Here is a 17,864-nt window from a genome sequence, read left to right on the forward strand (position 1 = left end):
TCCTGTTCGAGGGTTCACGGGGTGCGACCGGTGGCCGAGAGGCCGTCCCAGCCGTGGAAATCGGGCGTGGTGTAGCTCTTGGCCCCGCCCCCGACGGCGCGGAACGCCACCTGGACGTTGTCGCCGTTGCGCTTGCCGAGACCATTCTGCAGGGTCACCGAGCCGCTCGAGCCGAGGGTGAACCGCCCGACGTAGAAGCTGCCCGACCCGCCGTTCAGCACGGTGACCACGTCGTAGGTGCCCGGGGAGAGGTTCGAGAAGTCGGCGCTGACGTAGTGGCAGCCCGAGCAGTAGGGGGCGCTCGCGCCCTTGACGACCTTGCCGGAGGGGTCGTTGTCCTTCGGCGTCACCTCGTCGGACGCGATGGGTCCGGTCGCGCTGCCGGCGACCGCGCGCACCCGCACGGTGTACTTCGTGCCGAAGTCGCCGTCGAAGGCGTAGCCGGAGGACCGCGTCGTCCAGTTGCCGCCGTTGACCGACACCTCGTAGTGCGGCGTCGTCCCGCGCGAGTCGGCCGCGTTCCAGGTGACGGTGACCCGCTTGCTGCCGGCGCCGCCCGTCGTGGCGCTGACGTTCTTCGGCGCGCCCGGCTTGGGGGTGTCGCTGTTCGAGGCGGCGCTGCTGTCGCTGGTGCCGCCGAGCCCGACGGCGCGCACGGTGAAGGTGTAAGCCTTGCCGACAGCCACGTTGGTCGCCGCGCTGAGCACGCCGCCGCCGACCTCGCCGCTCGGCCCGCCCGCGACCTGCCAGATGTACTTGTCGACGCCGCGGCCGTTGCCGTTCGCGGCGCCCCAGCTCATCGTGAGCTTGCCGTCGCCGCTGTCGGAGGCGGTCAGCCTGAGGCCGGTGGGCGCGAAGGGCTTGCCGTAGGGCACCGCCGCGGCGCTCGGACTCGACGGCGTGGAGACGCCGAGCAGGTTCTCGGCGGTCACCGTGAAGCTGTAGCTCGTGCCGTTCGCCAGACCGTCGATCGTCGTCCCCGACTGATCGGCTCCGACCGTCTTCGACCCGGCGGCGCCCCACTTGACCGTGTAGTTGTTGATCGGCTCACCGTTGGTCGCGGGCGTCGTCCAGGCGATCTGCACCTGCTTGTCGCCCTCGCGCACGATCTGCGGCGCCGCCATCTGATCCGGCCGATCGCGCACGTTGACCAGCAGTCGGCCGGTGACGTCGCGGCTCGCGTCGTCGGTCGCGTCGCGCACCGTGTAGGTGATGCTGGCGATGCCGATGAAGCTCGGCCCGGCCGTCACCGAGACCGTTCCGTCGGCGCTGTGGGTGGCCGAGGCGCCGGTCGCCGGATCGTCGACCTTCGCATCCATGACGCGCAGCGGCTTGCCCTGATCGCGGAAGGGGTTGTAGTCGTTCGCGAGCACGTCGACGCTGACGGTCTTGCCGCGCTGCGACTTCACCTCGTCGGTGACCGCCTGCGCCCGCGGGCGGGTCGAGGGCACGGTCACGACGTGGATGGTGGCGGGCACCGTGTAGTCGAGGTACTTGAGCTCGAACGTCAGGTCGGTCGACGTGCCGACCTTCGTGCCCTGCTCGGCGCTGACCTGCAGGGTGGCGCCGCTCAGCGAGGCGTTCAGGCGCGGGATGACGCCCTTGAGTCCGGAGTACTGAACCTGCGAGATGACGCTGCGGTTCGGGTGAGCCGTCGACGCTCGCAGGTCGACGCTCGTCGCCGCCTCGCCCGCCTCGATCGGCAGCGTGAACGAGGTGAAGCGCGGGGCCTCGTCGCTGTGGTCGTCCTTGCCGACGACGATCGGCAGCGTGATCAGCGCCGTGTGCCCGGTCTTGTCGTCTTTCGAGTCGCCGTCGGTGACCTGGAACACGAGGGCGGTCGCCCCGCGGAAGTCCTTCGCGGCCCCGAAGCGGATCGTCTTCTTGTCGACGGCGAGCGGCATCCCGTCGCTGTGATTGGCGCTGACCAGCGTCGCGTCGGTGAGGATCGCGGGACGCCCCGACGGCACGATGAGGATGTCGTCGAGCTTCCACTCCTTCTCGCCGTTCTGCGGCACGACCTGCGGCACCGGCAGCTTCGGGTCGAGGTAGGGCGGCGGCGAGTAGCCGGAGTCGCTCTTCGCCGGCACGATGAGGAAGGCGGTCGCCGAGAGCTGATCGTCGTCGGGGTCGGTGACCGTGTAGGCGACGGCGACGCGGCGATCCTGCGGGGTCAGCTCGACCTTCTGCGACCGGCCCTGCACCGAGCCGTAGCCGGCGGAGGGCCCGCTGAGCGTGACCACGAGGTCGCGATCGAGCCCGTTCGGGTTGTCGATCAGATCTCCGACATCGACCGTGACGGTCGACTTCTTGCCGATGTCGGCGGGCTGCACGTAGTGGTCGGTCGCCGTCGGCAGCTGGATGGGCGCATCCCGCGACACCTTCACGATGATGAAGGCCTGGTTCGTGCCGCCGTTGCCGTTCGAGACCTGGTAGCGCACGTTGAACGCGCCGGGCTTGTCGGGCGCCTTGATGACGACCTTGCCCTCCTTCGGGTCGACCTCCGCCGTCAGCCCCTTGTCGACCTCGGTGAGCTTCTTGTCGAGGGCGAGCGTGTAGCCGTTCGGGTCCGAGTCGTTCGCGAGCGGCTGCACCGCGACCGTCTTGCCCGGGCGCACCTCGACCTGGTCGTCGACGGCGTTCGGCCGCAGCGCCGTCTCGGCGCGGGGGATCACGGCGATGCGGATCTCGCCGACCGAGGTCTTGCCGAGCGTGTCGGCGACGGCGTACCGGAAGGTGTCGGTGCCCGCGCCGGACGCGTAGGCCTCGTACACGAAGTGGTCGCTCGCATCCGCGGTGATGCGGCCGAGCTGGGGCGCGCTCGTGTACCCCTGCAGGGTCACCGAGTCGCCGTCGGGGTCGATCCCGTCGAGCGGCACGTCGATGCGCACCTGAGCCCCCGCGAACACGCGGGCGATGAGCGGGCTCGGCTCGGGAGCGCGATCGTTCTTGTCGTCGCGCGGCTGCACGTTGAAGACGACATCGGCGGTCGCGCTCTCGCCGTACTGGTCGCGCACCCGATAGGTGACCGTGTACGACCCGGCCTCCTTCGGCGCCTGGTAGCGCACGGTGTCGCCCTGCACGAAGGCGAGTCCCTTGCCGGCTCCGCGCACATCCGTCAGCTGCGGGTCGACCTTCATCGCCGCGCCGTCGGGGTGCCGGTCGTTCTTCAGCACGTGCACGGTCGCGATGTCGCCGGCGCGCACGGTCACCTGGTCGTCGACGGCGATCGGAGGCTGGCGGGTGACGGTCGCCGAGACCGGCACGACCGTCACGCCGGCGACGGCCGTGTTGATCCCGTCGGAGACGACGTAGGTGAACTGCGTCTGCTCGCTCAGCGCGGCGGAGGCGCTCACCCGCACGACGGTGCTGTTGAGCAGCTCGACCTTGACGGCCGGGTCGGTCGCGGAGGTGTCGATCGTCTGCACGGCGAGCACGCTGCCGTTCGGCGAGACGTCGTTGTCGAGCACCGCGACGGTCGTCGTCTGGCCCTCGCGCAGGTAGGCGACATCCTTCACCGGAACCGGCGGAGGGGCGTCGCTCGGCTTCTTCTGGAAGTCGACGCGCACCAGTCCGACCGAGCTCTGCGCGCCGGCGCCGAGCGAGTACTCGAAGTAGACGGTGCCGACCTGATTCGAGGTGACGTCGATCGTGCCCTTGTCGAGGTTCGGCGTCACGGTCGCGTTCGCCGGCATCTCCTGCACGCCGAGCAGCCGCAGCGGCGCGCCGGACGGCGAGAGGTCGTTGTCGATCGGGTGGATGACGGCGGTCTCGCCCGCGAAGGTCTCGGCGAAGTCCGGCGTGCCGATCGGCTTCTGCGATCCCGCCGGCTCGACCTTGACCTTCATCACGCCGTCGGTCGTGGCGCGGCCGTCGCTGACCGTGAACGCGATCTCCTTCTCGCCGACCTCGCCCGAGGTGTGGGTGAAGGTGATCGTGCCGTCCGGCGTGAAACGCACCTGGTCGGCGCTCGACGGGCTGGCCGCGACGAGCTGCAGCTCGTCGCCGTCGGGGTCGATCCAGTTGAGCAGCACGTTGTAGTCGGTGCTCTGCCCGGTCTCGACCGTGGTCGACGAGAGCCGGTTCTCCTTCGGCGCGGTGTTCTGCTCCTGCGGCACGACGCGGATGTCTCCGGTGGTCTCGGCCGTGCCGTTCTCACGTCCGTCGCTCGCCGTGTAGCGGAACGACGCCGTGCCGACGGCGTTCGCCGACGGGGTGTACTGCAGCGCTCGACCGCCGTCGATGAGGTCGAGGCGGCCGATCTCGGGCGGGATCTGGGTGAAGTCGGTGATGACGAGCACGTCGCCGTCGGGGTCGGTGTCGTTGTCGAGCACCGGCAGCACGGTCGTGCGCCCGGCCCGCACCCCGAAGCTGTCGGGATTGAGCACCGGGGGCCGGTTGACGTCGGTGCGCTCGGCGAGGGTGTCCTCGAACGACTGCACGGTCGCCTTCTCGTCGCTCTCCTCGTCGCTCTCCTCCTGCTGCGGCGGCGTGACCTCATCCCAGTTGTTCACGACGCGCAGCGTCTTGTTGAGCAGCCAGGCGTTGCCGTCGTCGAGGTTGTTGAGCGCGATCACGTGCTGGTTGACACGGAACTCGAGCCGGTCGCCTGCCGTGTTCTGCTCGATCGTGGCGAGCTGCGGCTTCTGCCCGTCGCAGGCGAGCAGGTAGCGCTGCTGATCGGCCCAGGCGCCGTGGGCGCAGCCGTCGAGCCAGACCGGGGCGGCGACGCCGGCGTCGCTCTTCGCGGTCGGGATGTCGGCCTTCACCTCGTCGACGGCGCCACCCGAGAGCGGCACCCGGAGCAGACGATCGGAGGCGGCGACGAGCGCGTAGTCGTGCTTCGCGCTCGACTGCTGCAGCCGCATCCCCTCGACCGGGAGCTTCGTGCGCGTTCCGTTGCCGAACACCACCGTGTTCGCCTTCGTGTCGAGCAGCACGGCGGTGTCGCCCACCAGCGCGAGCTGGTGCTGCGCGGGCACGTCGAGCCCGGCGGTCTCGGGCAGGGCGCCCGGCGTCGGGATCGTGACGAGCTGCTTCTTCTTCGGCGAGGTGGCGACGACCGCGCCCTCGGGCGTCACCGCGACGTGCGCCCCGGCCCCCAGCACGATGTCGGGATCCTTCGTCGTCGGGTCGAAGGCGAGCTGATTGCGCACCGACACCGACCAGAGCGCGCCGTCTTTCGGGTCGAGCACGGCGATGGTCGTGCCGCCCAGGACGACCTCCGCCTTCTTCGGGAGCTCGGCCTTCTGCTGCAGCGTCGCGTAGGCCGGATCGATGCGCTCGATCGAGTGCGCCGACTCGTTGGTCATGAAGACCTGGCGGCCGTTCTGCAGCACGTCGATCGTCTGGCTGGTGCCCTGGACCGAGGCGTCGAGCTCTTCGATCTGCCGGTTCAGGCGGCCGCCGAGCTGGTCGTGGGCGTTCGTGACCCACACGTCGCGGCTGTCGAGCTCGACGTCGCTGACCGGGAACCCCTGGTGCAGGATCGCCGCCGTGAGCGGCACCCCCGCCGCCAGCGCGATGACCGTGCCGGAGGCGATGGCCTTCCGTCCACGGCTCCAGCCGGTCAGAAAGCGCAGCATGTCACCCCGTCACGCGACGAAAAGTCGCCTCAGATCGCGGCCACGGTAACACGAGGGTTCCACCGCCTCGAAATGGGGACTACTCCCCATCCGCCGGTTTCGCCGGGTCCTTCGGCAGGTCGAGCAGGTACAGGTCCTCGACCGAGACGAGATGGCTCGCGATCGCGTACTCGACGAGCCGGGCGCGCCGGTTGGTGGCGAGCTTCCCCGCTCCCCCGCGCAGCCCCTGCACGCCGATCTTGTCGAGCTTGTCGCAGACGTTGTCGAGCTTGCGGTTGAAGGTGGTCATCGACCAGCCGAGACGCTTCGCCGCGTTCGCGGACGTCGGGATGTCGCCCCGGCCCGGCACGGTCTGGCGCAGCAGGCCCTCGGCGAGCGACAGGATGAGCTGCCGCTGGCTGGTCGTCAGGGTCACGGGCGCGATCGTCGTGCTGGTGCCCTGCGAGGCCGCCGCCGTCGAGGTGTTGAAGTAGTCCTCGTCGGTGTGGATCGTGAAGTCGTAGGTCGTCGACCCGGCGCTGAACATCACATGCATCGTCTGGAACACGATCGGCAGCTTCGCGCCCGGCGCGAGCCACGCCTGCACCTGGCCGGTGCCGTCGCTCACGGTCGCCGACAGCAGCGAGCCGACGTTGCCGAGCCACCACAGGCCGAAGTCCTCGTAGACGCGCAGGAAGTGGCGGTGCAGGTAGGGGTTCTCGTCGATCGTGAGATCGGCATCCCGCCCGATCGTGAAGTCGTTCGGGTGCTCGACGCGGTACTGCTCGCCGATGAAGTCGATCGTGACGGGTTTCATGACGGGTAGCAGGCCTCCGTGGGCTGCGAGGTGCGCCCGTTCGCGACGGTGATGATCTGCACGCACACGCGCGTGCCGGGGGTGACGCCGGTGCGCTGCACGACCGGGACCGTGATGCCGGTGCGCGCATCCGGCTGCTCCGACGGCGCCCACTGGTAGGCGGACGCGTCGTCGACGGGCGCGAAGGTGAAGGTGACGCTGGTGCCGTCGGCGCTCGGCTCGGCCGAGAGCAGCTTGGGCGCGGCGACCACGTTGCCGCCGAGCGCGCTGCCGCCGCTGGGCTTCGGCGAGGCGGTGGGGTCGGGGTCGGCCTTCGGCAGTCCGACGACGAGGAGGGCGATGACGACCGCCGCGGCGACGATCACGGCGGCGGGGATCGCGATGAGCGCGGCGAGCGGGATGCGCCGGCGCGGCGCCGCGGCCGGCGCGGCGGCGATGGCCGGGTCGGCACCGGCTCCTGCCGTGGTCGGCGGCGCCGGCTGGGCGTCGACGACCGGACCGCGCTGGCGCACGATCGTGCCCTCGACGTCGTACGCGGGCGGCGCCGACGCCGGGCCCTGGGCGGCAACAGTCGGCACGCCGCGCAGCTGCGTCGGGTCGGAGACCAGACCCGCCGGAGCCGCGGGCGGCTGGCCGATCGGCGCCGGCGGAGGGGCGAGCGGGGCCGGCGCCACGACCGGCTGCGCCGCGATCGTCGCGACGCCGCGCACGCGCGTCTCGTCGGCATCCGGGTTCGGCGCCACCGCTCGCTCGGCGAGCGTGCGCGGCACCTCGATCGTGGTCGGGGCGTAGCCGAGCTCGAGCTCGACGCGCTGCAGCGCCCGCGCGAACTCGAGCGCCGTCTGGTAGCGCTCGGTGCGCCGCACGGCCATGCCCTTCTGCAGCACGGCGACGAACGACACCGGCAGGTCGTCGCGCCCCATCGGCGTGATGAGTCCGCGCTCGATGCGGCCGATCAGGTCGAGGGTGCCGTTCGGCCGGCCGCTGACCTCGAAGGGCGTGCGGCCCGAGAGCAGGGTCCAGATCGTCGCCGCGAGCGAGAAGACGTCGCTGCGCACATCGGGCTGCGGGTCGTCGAGGAACATCTCCGGCGGCGACCAGGGCACGCTCATGCCGACCGACTGGCTGCCCGTGCCGGTGCCCGTGCTCTCGGCGCCGGCCAGCATCGCGCCGGTCGTCGTCGTGTGCACCGGCAGCTCCTCGAGCGTCGACGCGATGCCGAAGTCGGTGAGGGCCGGCCAGCCGTAGTCGTTGGTGAGCACGTTCGCCGGCTTGATGTCGCGATGCAGGATGCCGGCCGAGTGCGCCGTCGCGATCGCGCTCGACAGCCGCACTCCGGTGCGCAGCGCATCCACCACACTGAAGCGCTCGGCCTTGTACCGGTCGCTCAGGCTCGGCCCGGCGCAGTACTCCATCACGAAGTACGGCTTGTCGCCCTCGGCCACCGCCGCGCCGTAGATCGTGACGATGTAGGGATGCGCCGAGAGCTGCGCCATCACGTTCGCCTCGTCGACGAACGCCCGCTGCGACGCCGCCGTGAGCTCCTCGCTGAGCAGCACCTTGACGGCGACCTGACGGCGCGGCAGGTGCTGCTGGTAGAGGAACACGTCCGAGAAGCCGCCCGATCCGAGCAGCTTCACGAACTCGAACCCGGGGAGGTTCGGCGGAGTCGAGGCGGGGCGGCGCACTAGGCGGACTGCTCCAGGGTGATCACGCTGCCGCCGCCGAGATCGATCAGGGTTCCGGCGATGACGGCGACGGGCTCGTCGCCGCGCAGCAGCTGCGGGGGCTTGCCCGGCAGCACGACCGAGGTGCCGTTGCGCGAGTTGAGGTCGGTGACCACGACGGTGTCGCCCTCGATCTGGAAGCGCACGTGCGTGCGCGAGATGTCGGGGTCGCCGGCGAGCGTGACCAGACGCGGCAGCTCGCCGCCGGTGACCCGACCGGCGGGGGCACGGCCGACCAGGGTCTCGCGGGTCAGCTGCTCGCGGATGCCGCTCGGCAGCACCAGCCAGAACCGGGGCCCGGAGGGGGCCGCCGCGATCTCGCTGTCGGCGGGGCGCTCATGGCCCGGGGTTCCGAAGCTCAGCACGGTCTGACCGTCGTGCTCGCCCTCGAAGCCGGGGTCCACGACGGGTGCGACCGGCGCGGCGGGCGCGACCGGCGCGGCGCCCTCCTCCTCGCCCTCCTCGGGCGGGCGCACGGCGGCGTCTTCGATGGGGCGCACGATCGTCGCCTCGAAGAGATGGTCGTAGTCGCTGCCCTCGGCCTCGGCGTCGGCTGCGTCAGGCACGGCGGGTTCGGCCGCGTCGAGGGCAGGGTCGGAGTCGGTGTCGGCGCCGGCGCCGGCGTGCGCCTCGGCTCCGGACTCGTCGGCGAGCGGGTCGTCGCTCGACGGGATGATCGTCTGCTCCTGCAGCAGGTCGGGCTCAGCGGGCCGATCGGCGGCGTCTCCCGCAGCGGCGGCCGGCTCGTCGGCAGCGTCGGCGGCATCCGCCTCGGGCGCCTCGGAGGCCTCGTCGACCTCGGCGTCCTCGTCGGCGAGCGGATCCGCAGCGCCGGCGGCGCCGGCGTCGGCACCGTCCGCGTCGGCGTCCACGACACCGGCGGCATCGGCGAGATCGACGTCCGCGACGGGCGCCGCGGCGACCACGAGCGGGGCCACGGCGACGGGCACGACATCGGGGCCGGAGGCGAGGAGCGGCTCAGCGGAGCCGCCGTCCGCCGCGGCAGCGGCGGCGGCCGGGTCGGCGGCGATCGCCGAGCTGGCCGTCGACGACACCGACACCCGACTCGCCCACGCCCCGCCGTGCCCGAGCGGCAGCGCCGTGCCCGACGCGACCGCCGAGGTCGCGACGACCGCATCCTCGAGACCATCGACCAGCTGCTCGACCCAGGTCGCGACACCGGAGCCGCCGACCTCGACCGGGCTGCCGTGGGCCGTTCCCGACACGGTGATCTCGCCGCGCACGATCACCCGCACCGGGCCCGAGGCCTCGGGGTGCTCCAGCAGCGCGAACGAGGGGGTCGCGGCGAGTCCGCGCGAGGTCAGCGCCTCGATCACGCGCCGCGCCGGCTCGGATCCGGCCAGCTCGCCGAGCAGGGTCGCGGGCTCGAGCGCGGCATCGGCGCGCACCACCAGCAGCAGCCGGTCGGCGGCGAGCGCGGCCCACTCTCCGGGGGTGCCGGGAGTCACGGAGTAGATGGTCACAGCAGGCTCCTCAGATGGGCGGTGGGGCGCCGCGGCGCCGTCGGGTGGGCGGGGATCACAGCGAACCGCGCGGATGCGTGTCGTCGAACTCGAAGACGTGGTCGCGCCGCTCGGTGCTCAGCGCGGTGGCTTCGGCGAGCTCGCCCGACTCGACCACGATCGCCGTGACGTTGTCGCGGCCGCCCGCGTCGAGCGCGGCCTGCACGATGCTGTCGGCGAGGTCGCGGTCGGGGTCGCCGTGGCCCGAGAGCAGCTTCTCGATGTCGAAGAGCCCGAGCTCCTTCGTCACGCCGTCGGAGCAGATGAGGAAGGTGGCCGCCCCGGCGTAGGGCAGCAGCCAGGCGTCGATCTCGACCTCGTCGGCGGCCCCGAGCGCCCGGGTGATCGTGTTGCGCTCCGGGTGCCGCTCGGCCTCGAGCTGGGTGATCTCGCCCGCGTCGACGAGCTCCTGCACGACGGAGTGATCGATCGTGAGCTGCGTGAGCGACCGACCGCTCCAGCGGTAGACGCGCGAGTCGCCGACGTTGACCACCATCCAGAGCTGCTCGCCCGTCTCGGCGCGCACCGCGGCGAGACCGGTGAGGGTCGTGCCCGAGAGCGCCCCGGTCACCGGATCGCGCAGGGCGCACACGGCCGTGTTCGCGGCGCGCACGGCGTCGAGCAGCTCGGCCGGCGACACCGGATCGTCCCCCGGCAGCAGGGCTGCGAGCGTGTCGATCGCGGTGCGGCTGGCCCGGTCGCCGCGCTCGTGGCCGCCCATCCCGTCGGCGACGAAGAAGAGCGGGAAGCGCGCGAGCGCCAGATCCTCGTTGACGCTCCGCACCCGGCCCACGTCGCTGCGCGCGCTGGAGAGCGGGCGCGCGGCGGAGGGGTCGAAGTCGTCGTCGGTCATGATCGCTGATCCAGTATCCACGAGCGGGGCTCCGGTATCCACGCGGGCGATGCGGCGAGCGCGGCCCCGCGGCATCCGGGCGGCGCTCAGCAGTTGTGCCCGCTGCGGTAGGCGGCCGGGTAGTCGGTGTCGTCCTGCAGGATCATCAGCTGCTCGCCGTAGCCGGTGATCGTCGACAGCGCGTACTGCTTGCCGTTCTGCTGACCACGGCACTGGAACTGGATGCGGGTTCCGGCCGCGATCGAGACGCAGTCGTTGTTGTAGGCGTTGAAGTTCGCGACGTGGATGCCGCAGGTCGTGCGCGTCGTCGCGTTCGGCAGGGGCGGGGGCGGCGGCTCGTTCTGGACGACGGTCGGCGCTCCGGAGGCCGCCCAGGCGCTGCACTTGTCGCCGCTGTTGCAGGCGCGCACCCGCCCGGAGTAGCTGCCCGCGCCCTGTCCGCCGCGACTGGCCGAGGTGCCGGTGATCGTGCCGCCGGAGCCGTTGACCTCCCACTCGTAGCGCACGGTGCCGCCGCCGCTGCTCGAGCTGGCGCCCCAGGCGATCCTGACCGTCGACGGCGCGTAGCCGCTGTTCGACATCGTCACCCCGGTCGGGGCGGCGGGCACGCCGTACGGCGTGACCGCGACGCTGGCAGTCGACGCCGAGCTGTCGGTCGTGATCGACGAGCCCGGCACGACCGCGTGGGCGACGACCGTGAAGCTGTAGGAGGTGCCGTTCTGCAGCCCGGTGACGACGCACTGGGCGCCCGCCGCGCACTCGCGGCTCTGGCCGCCGCTGCTGCGCACGGTGTAGCCCGTGATCGAGGTGCCGTTCGTCTGGGCGCTGCCCTGGTGCACCACGGTGGCGCTGCCGTCGTCCGCGGTCGCCGACGGGCGCGCCGGGGCCTCGGGCCGATCCCAGATCGTCGCGGTCGCGCGTCCGGTGACCTGCCGGGTGCTGTCGTCGGTCGCATCCTGCACCGTGTAGGCGACGACCGCGTCGCCGATGAAGCTCGCGCCCGCGGTGATCGTGACGGTGGATGCGGTGTGCGAGACCTTCGCGCCCGAGTTCGGGTTCTCGAGCTTCGCGTCGACGACCTTCAGCGGCTCGTCGGCGAAGGGGTTCGTGTCGTTCGCGGTGACGTCGATCGTGGCGGACTTGCCGCGGGCGACGAAGTCGTGGTCGTCGATCGTGCGCGCAAGCGGCAGGGTCGACGAGACGACGGTCGCGAGCACGCTGCCCTTCACCCGGAAGTCGTCGTAGACGAGCGTGAACGTGATCCGCGCCGTGCTGCCGATCTTCGCCTTGCGCGGGGCGGTCAGGTGCAGAACCGATCCGCTCAGGCTCGGCTGCACCTGCGCGGTGCCGCCGGCCAGGTCGGTGAACGTCGTCGCCTGCACGACCTGCGGGTTCTCGTGCGCGGTGGCGGTGTGCAGATCGAAGTCGAGCGTGGTGCCCGCCTCGACCTTGAGGCTCGGCGAGCTGAAGGTCGGCGCCTTGTCCTTGAACCCGGGGTCGCCCACGGTGATCGGCAGGGTCAGGGCCTTCACGTTGCCCTTCGGGTCGGCGGCGCTCGCGCCGTCGGTCACCTCGAAGTTCAGCGTGGCGGGGCCGCGGTACCCCTTCTCCGGCGTGAAGCGCAGCGTCGCCGCGTCGACGTAGGGCGAGGCCCCGCTGCTGCGGGTCGCCGAGACGTTCTTCGCGCCGGTGAGGATGGGGTCGCGACCCGAGGGGCAGACGACGAGGTCCTTCACCTTGTACGTCTTCGTCTCATCCACCCGCACGATCTGCTTCGCCAGGTCGGGCCGGATCTTGCAGGGCAGGTCGAAGCCGGCCTTCGGCGCCGGGGGCACGATGAGGAACGCCGTCGCGGTGAGGTCGTCGATCTCGTTCGTCAGCGTGTAGGCGACGACCGTGCGCTTCGCGCCGGCCCCGACGCGCACGGTTCCGTCGTCGAGCACGGTCGCGGCCGACCTGTTGGGTCCGGTCACGGCGACCGCGAGGTCGCGCAGTGCTCCCCCGGGGTTCGTGGCGCCGGCGCGGGCGTCGACGGCGAGGGTTCCGTCGTCGCCGAGGTCCTTCTGGTCGATCGTGTGGTCGATCGCGGTCGGCGGCTGCAGCGGCGCGTCCTTCGTCACGGTCACGGCGAGGGTCGCGGTGTCGACGCCGCCGTGCTCGTTGGTGATCGTGTAGCCGACGACGAAGGCCTGCTCCTTCTGCGGCGCCGTCACCTGCACCTGGCCGGAGACGACCTCGGCCTTCACCCCGGCCGGCACGGTGAGCTTGTCGTTGACGGTCAGCCGGTAGCCGTTGGGGTCGGAGTCGTTCGCGAGCACCGGCACGGTCGCCGTGCGCCCCGGACGCATCGCCGTCTCGTCGTTGACCGCGACCGGCTGCATGACCTGCGCCGGGCGCGGCAGCACGCCGATCTTGATGGTGCCCGTCGCGCTGACGCCGTAGCTGTCGACGACCTCGTAGGTGAAGGAGTCGGTGCCCGGCTTGTCGGGGAACGCCGTGTAAGTGAAGGCTCCCGCGTCGTGCTTGATGAGCCCGTTCGCCGGCGCGACCGGGAAGTCGACGAGCTGCACAGAGTCGCCGTCGGGGTCGATGCCGTCGAGGGGGACCTGGATGGTGACGTCCGACCCGGCGAAGACGCGCGCCACGATCGGCTGCGGCACCGGAGCCCGGTCGCCCTTGGCCGAGTCGGCCGTGACGGTGAAGGTCAGCCGGGCGGTGGCCTGCTGTCCGTAGTCGTCGCCGACGGTGTAGACGACCGAGTAGGCGCCCGGCGCATCCGGGGCCTGGAAGCGCACGCGGCCGCTCGACACGAAGGCGAGCCCCGCGGTGGGCTGCTCGACGAGGTCGGGGCGCAGCCGCAGCGGAACGCCGTCGGGGTGGCTGTCGTTCGCCAGCACATCCACGCTCGCCACATCGCCCGCGCGCACGGTCGCCTGGTCGTGGACGGCGATCGGCGCCTGGTGGTTCACGAGCGGCTGCACGGGCAGCACGGAGACCGTCGCGGTCGAGCTGCCGACGCCGTCGGAGATCGTGTACCGGAACTCGGCCGGCGTCTTCAGCACCTGGCTCGACGTCACCCGCAGCTCGGTGTTCGAGACCACCTCGACGCTGAGGAAGGCCTCGTCGTCGGGGATCTCGACGCTCTGCACGCCGATCACCCGGCCGCTCGGCGACACGTCGTTGTTCAGCGGCTTGACCGTACCGGTCTCGGCGCCGCGCAGGTAGACCGTGTCCTTGACCGCGATCGGCGGCAGCGGCTTGTCGGCGGCCTCGCGCACATCCACCCGGATCAGCCCGATCGAGGTGACCGAGCCGGCCGCGAGCGTGTACTGCAGGTAGTAGGCGCCGGGGCCGGGCGAGGTGACGTCGATCGTGCCGAGGTCGGTGTTGGCACCGGCCTGGATGCCGTCGGTCAGCGGCTCGATCGAGACCAGCTTGAGCGGGGCGCCACTCGGCGAGGAGTCGTTCTCGAGCGGGGCGAACGACGACCGCTCGCCGGCGAAGGTCTGGTAGAAGTCGGGCGTGCCCACCGGTTTCAGCTGACCGGCGGGCTTCACGTCGATGGTGAGGGTTCCGGATGCGGTGGCCGTGCCGTCCGAGACGGTGAAGTCGACCTGCTTCTCCCCCACCTGCTGCGAGGTGTTGCGGAAGGTGACCGTGCCGTCGGCGGAGAAGCGCACTGCATCCCCGCCGCGCGACTGCGCGTTGTCGAGGAACAGGTCGTCGCCGTCGGGGTCGATCCAGTCGGCGAGCACGTTGTAGCCGATGCTCTGCCCCTGCTCGACCGCGACCGACGCCTGGCGCTGCGCGACCGGCGGGTTGTTCACCTCGGGCGGAACGATCTGCACCTGCACGTTGGCCTGCGCGACGCCGCCCGGGCGGCCGTCGTCGACCGTGTAGCGGAACGAGAAGGCGCCGCTCGCGCCGGCGTTCGGCGTGAACTGCAGCGCGCGCGAGCCGTCGATCTCGTCGAGCGTGCCGAGCGCGGCCCAGCCGTCGGTCACGTTCGTGATCGTCAGCACGTCGCCGTCGGGATCGGTGTCGTTGTTCAGCACCGGCAGGATCGTCGTCGACCCCGGCCGCACCCCGAAGGCGTCGTCGCGGGCGATCGGCGGACGGTTCACGTCGGTGCGCTCGGCGAGCGTGTCCTCGAACGACTGGGTCGCGCTCTTCTCGTCGCCCTCCGGGGCGTCGGTGTCGTCGGGCGGGGTCACCTCATCCCAGTTGTCGACCAGGCGCAGGGTCTGCTTCGGCACCCACACGTCGCCCGAGTTCGTGTCGTTGAGCACGATGACGTCGCGGTTGACGCGGAACACGAGCTGCGCGGAGCGCGAGGCGTCGGGGATGTCGAAGTCCTGCGCCGCCTGACCATCGCAGGCGAGCAGGTAGCTGCCCGCCGTCGCCCACGCCGCGTGGGCGCAGCCGGCGAGGCGCACCGGAGCGGCGATCCGGTTGGGGTCCGTCGTCTCGGTCGTGCGGGGCTTCCCGATCGTGGAGGGCTTCGCGTCGCCGCTGAGCGGCACGCTGAGCAGGCGGTCGGCGGTCGCCACGAGGGCGGCATCCGCCTCGGCTCCCGTCTGCTGCAGCTTCAGCGGCGTGCCACTGAGCTTCACGCTCGAGCCGTCGGCCCGGATCAGCCGCTTGCCGCCGACGTCGAGCACGACGGGCACGTCGCCGACCGCGGTGATCTGCACCTCGGCATCGCCGCCGAGCTTCGGGATCTTCGCCGACACCGGCGCCGAGCCCGGCGACACCGTATAGAGTAGTCCCTTCCCGGGACTGACCGCGAACACCGTGCCGCTCGCCGCCACGACCGCGGCGGCGCCCCGGCCGAGCTTCAGCAGCGGGCGGTCCTTCGCGGCGTCGAAGGACAGATTCGTCTGCGTGCTGACGGTCCAGAGCGCGCCGTCATCGGGACGCAGGATGCTCAGCGCGTCCTTGCCGTACGAGACCTGCGCGCCCTTCGGCAGCGTCACCTCGTCGCCGAACTCGAGATAGGCCCGGTCGACCTTGGCGAGGGTGCCGCCCGAGCGGTCCTGGATGAACGCGGTCTCGCCGTCCTGGAACACGTCCAGATCGCCCGAGGCGGCGTTGACCGCCCCCGTCAGCTCGTCGATCTGACGATTCAGCCGGCCGCCGAGCGCCTTCTCGGAGTTCGTGACCCAGACATCCTTCGTCGTCAGGTCGACGTCGCTGAGCGGGTAGCCGGGATGCGCGACCGCGAGAGCCAGCAGAGCCCCGCCGACGACGGCGATCGCCGTGCCCGACGCGAGCGCCTTCGGCCGTGCCGCGAGCCGACTCAGCGCCCCCACGCCCGCCTCCGCTCCGGCCCGCCGCGCGCGGAGCCGGGGTCAGTGTAGATCGCCATCCGGTGCCACATGACTTCTGCCCCCCGATCGGGGCTATACCGATTCGACTATCCCTCGCGCAATCGAAAATATGAGCACACCACGATTATGGAAGGGAGGCTCCCATGAAGGCGTGCTCTACCTCGCCGTCGCGGTGCTGGCGCCGTCACGCCGAATAGCCGCCGAGTACGAGAATGAAGTCAGCGAAGAACGGGAAGACGGAGTGGATAGTGGATCAGCCGACGACGCCCGATGAGAACGCATGGCGATCAGTCATCGCCGCGCTGGCCAACGACGACGCCCGTCGGGTCTTCGCGGAGCTCGTCGTTCATCAGAGCAGCCCCGCGCTCGATAACCTCCCAGCTGGACGGCGACGTCGGGTGCTCTCAGCCCTGCGGCGAGCCGATCTCGTCGCCGGGGAGGATGAGAACGTAGCCCCGAACGAGTCCGTTTTCCGACGCATCATCGACAACGCCGCGCGACCTCAGCCCGTCGGCGTCGAACGGTTCTTCGGCCAGGATGGTCGGATAACGACCTACCCGGCGAATCTCGATGTTCGAGGTGAGCTCCTCGAGATCGTCGCCGAGAAGGCGTTCGTCCCGGAAGAGACCCTGGACGAGGCTGCGGTCAACACGCGCCTCTTGCCCTTCTCGGACGTCGCTGTGCTTCGCCGGTACCTCGTCGACTACGGCTTGGTGGCGCGTCAGTCATCCGGCTCCGGCTACCGGTTGACGAGTCGACCCCGCGGACGGCGAATCGACGCCGAGGCGGAGGAGAGAGCCGAGCCATCCGAGCAGGCACATCACGCCGCGAGCGACCACGACTGACCGAGCAACCGCAGCAGGATCACCCCTCAGCGGACGCGAGGAGGCTTCCCGATGTCGGCTCGATCTCGCGCATCCATCCGCAGCTTGACCACACTCGCGATCACCGCCACCGCCATCGACGCGACGATCACGCCGAGCGACACGAAGGTGGGGATCTCGGGCGCCCAGTCGATGCCGTGCCCGCCGTTGATGAACGGCAGCTCGTTCTCGTGCATCGCGTGCAGCACGAGCTTCACACCGATGAACGCGAGGATGAACGCGATCCCGTACTTCAGGTAGACGAGCTTCTCGACCAGGTCGCCGAGCAGGAAGTAGAGCTGGCGCAGACCCATCAGCGCGAACACGTTCGCCGTGAACACGATGAACGGGCTCTGCGTGATGCCGAAGATCGCCGGGATCGAGTCGAGCGCGAACACCAGGTCGGTCGTGCCGAGGGCGATGAGCACGATCAGCACCGGCGTGAAGAAGCGGCGGCCGTCGACCGTGGTGCGCAGCTTCGCGCCCTCGAAGTCGTCGGTGATGGCGATGCGCTTGCGCAGGAAGCGGATGAGGCGGTTCTCGGTCTGCGCCTCGTCGTCGTGGTTCGTGAACGCCTGGTTCGCGGCCGTATAGAGCAGGAACGCGCCGAAGATGTAGAAGATCCAGCTCCACTGCTCGATCACCGCGGCGCCGATGACGATGAAGAGGCCGCGCAGCACGAGCGCGATGATGATGCCCACCATCAGCAGCTCCTGCTGATACTTCCTGGGCACCTTGAACTGGGCCATGATCAGCAGGAAGACGAACAGGTTGTCGATCGACAGGCTGTACTCGGTCAGCCAGCCGGCCACGAACTGGCCCGCGTGCTCCGCATCTCCCAGCACGAGCATGAGCCCGGCGAAGATCAGGGCGAGCAGCACGTAGAAGCCGATCCACAGCGCCGACTCGCGGGTCGAGGGGACGTGCGGGCGCTTGAACGCGATGACCACGTCGGCCGTCAGGATCAGCAGCAGCACGATGTACGTGCCGATCTCGAAGGCGAAGGGCAGGGCGAGGGTCATTCAGACTCCGAAGGGGTTTCGGTCGGTGCCGGGGTACGGCAGAGGGCCGAAAGTCTCTCCCCGCCGCTCCCGCCCGCGACGGCCCTGCGGCTGTCGATGGTGGATGTGCGGCGTCCGGTTCCGGGGCGACGTCATCGGCGCCCGTCCTGACGGAAACGGATTAGC

At 70.9% G+C, this 17,864-nt stretch carries 8 protein-coding genes; 1 reads left to right on the forward strand and 7 read right to left on the reverse strand.

What is annotated here, in order from left to right; translation table 11 throughout:
- Positions 1-14: 14 nt before the first annotated feature.
- The 6 genes from FJ657_RS12515 to FJ657_RS12540 all read right to left on the reverse strand — a co-directional run bounded on the left by FJ657_RS12515 (position 15) and on the right by FJ657_RS12540 (position 15,796).
- Complete coding sequence (locus FJ657_RS12515; protein WP_141164065.1) at positions 15-5,585, reverse strand: Ig-like domain-containing protein; 5,571 nt, start codon at positions 5,583-5,585, stop codon at positions 15-17.
- 79 nt (positions 5,586-5,664) lie between these two features.
- On the reverse strand, positions 5,665-6,381 hold the full coding sequence (locus tag FJ657_RS12520) for an FHA domain-containing protein (protein WP_141164066.1): 717 nt from the start codon (positions 6,379-6,381) through the stop codon (positions 5,665-5,667).
- The gene (locus tag FJ657_RS12525) at positions 6,378-8,069 is read right to left on the reverse strand and encodes a serine/threonine-protein kinase (RefSeq protein WP_141164067.1); all 1,692 of its coding nucleotides are present in this window, start codon (positions 8,067-8,069) and stop codon (positions 6,378-6,380) included. The genes FJ657_RS12520 and FJ657_RS12525 overlap by 4 nt, the downstream gene beginning before the upstream one ends.
- Complete coding sequence (locus tag FJ657_RS12530; protein ID WP_141164068.1) at positions 8,069-9,592, reverse strand: FHA domain-containing protein; 1,524 nt, start codon at positions 9,590-9,592, stop codon at positions 8,069-8,071. The genes FJ657_RS12525 and FJ657_RS12530 overlap by 1 nt, the downstream gene beginning before the upstream one ends.
- A gap of 55 nt (positions 9,593-9,647) precedes the next feature.
- On the reverse strand, positions 9,648-10,484 hold the full coding sequence (locus FJ657_RS12535) for a PP2C family protein-serine/threonine phosphatase (RefSeq protein ID WP_141164069.1): 837 nt from the start codon (positions 10,482-10,484) through the stop codon (positions 9,648-9,650).
- Positions 10,485-10,570: 86 nt separating this feature from the next.
- Positions 10,571-15,796, reverse strand: a complete 5,226-nt coding sequence (locus tag FJ657_RS12540; protein WP_141164070.1) for an Ig-like domain-containing protein — start codon at positions 15,794-15,796, stop codon at positions 10,571-10,573.
- A gap of 230 nt (positions 15,797-16,026) precedes the next feature.
- On the opposite strand from FJ657_RS12540, the gene FJ657_RS12545 reads away from it, so the two are divergent.
- On the forward strand, positions 16,027-16,659 hold the full coding sequence (locus FJ657_RS12545; protein WP_141164071.1) for a DUF2087 domain-containing protein: 633 nt from the start codon (positions 16,027-16,029) through the stop codon (positions 16,657-16,659).
- A gap of 26 nt (positions 16,660-16,685) precedes the next feature.
- Here FJ657_RS12545 and FJ657_RS12550 read toward each other — a convergent pair whose 3' ends face one another.
- Positions 16,686-17,699 carry a TerC family protein gene (locus tag FJ657_RS12550; protein ID WP_141164072.1) on the reverse strand — a complete coding sequence of 338 codons (1,014 nt, stop codon included), beginning with the start codon at positions 17,697-17,699 and terminating at the stop codon, positions 16,686-16,688.
- Between the last annotated feature and the right edge of the window lie 165 nt (positions 17,700-17,864).

Origin of the sequence: Schumannella soli (assembly GCF_006517435.1) — a bacterium.
In the GTDB taxonomy this organism is placed as follows: domain Bacteria; phylum Actinomycetota; class Actinomycetes; order Actinomycetales; family Microbacteriaceae; genus Schumannella; species Schumannella soli.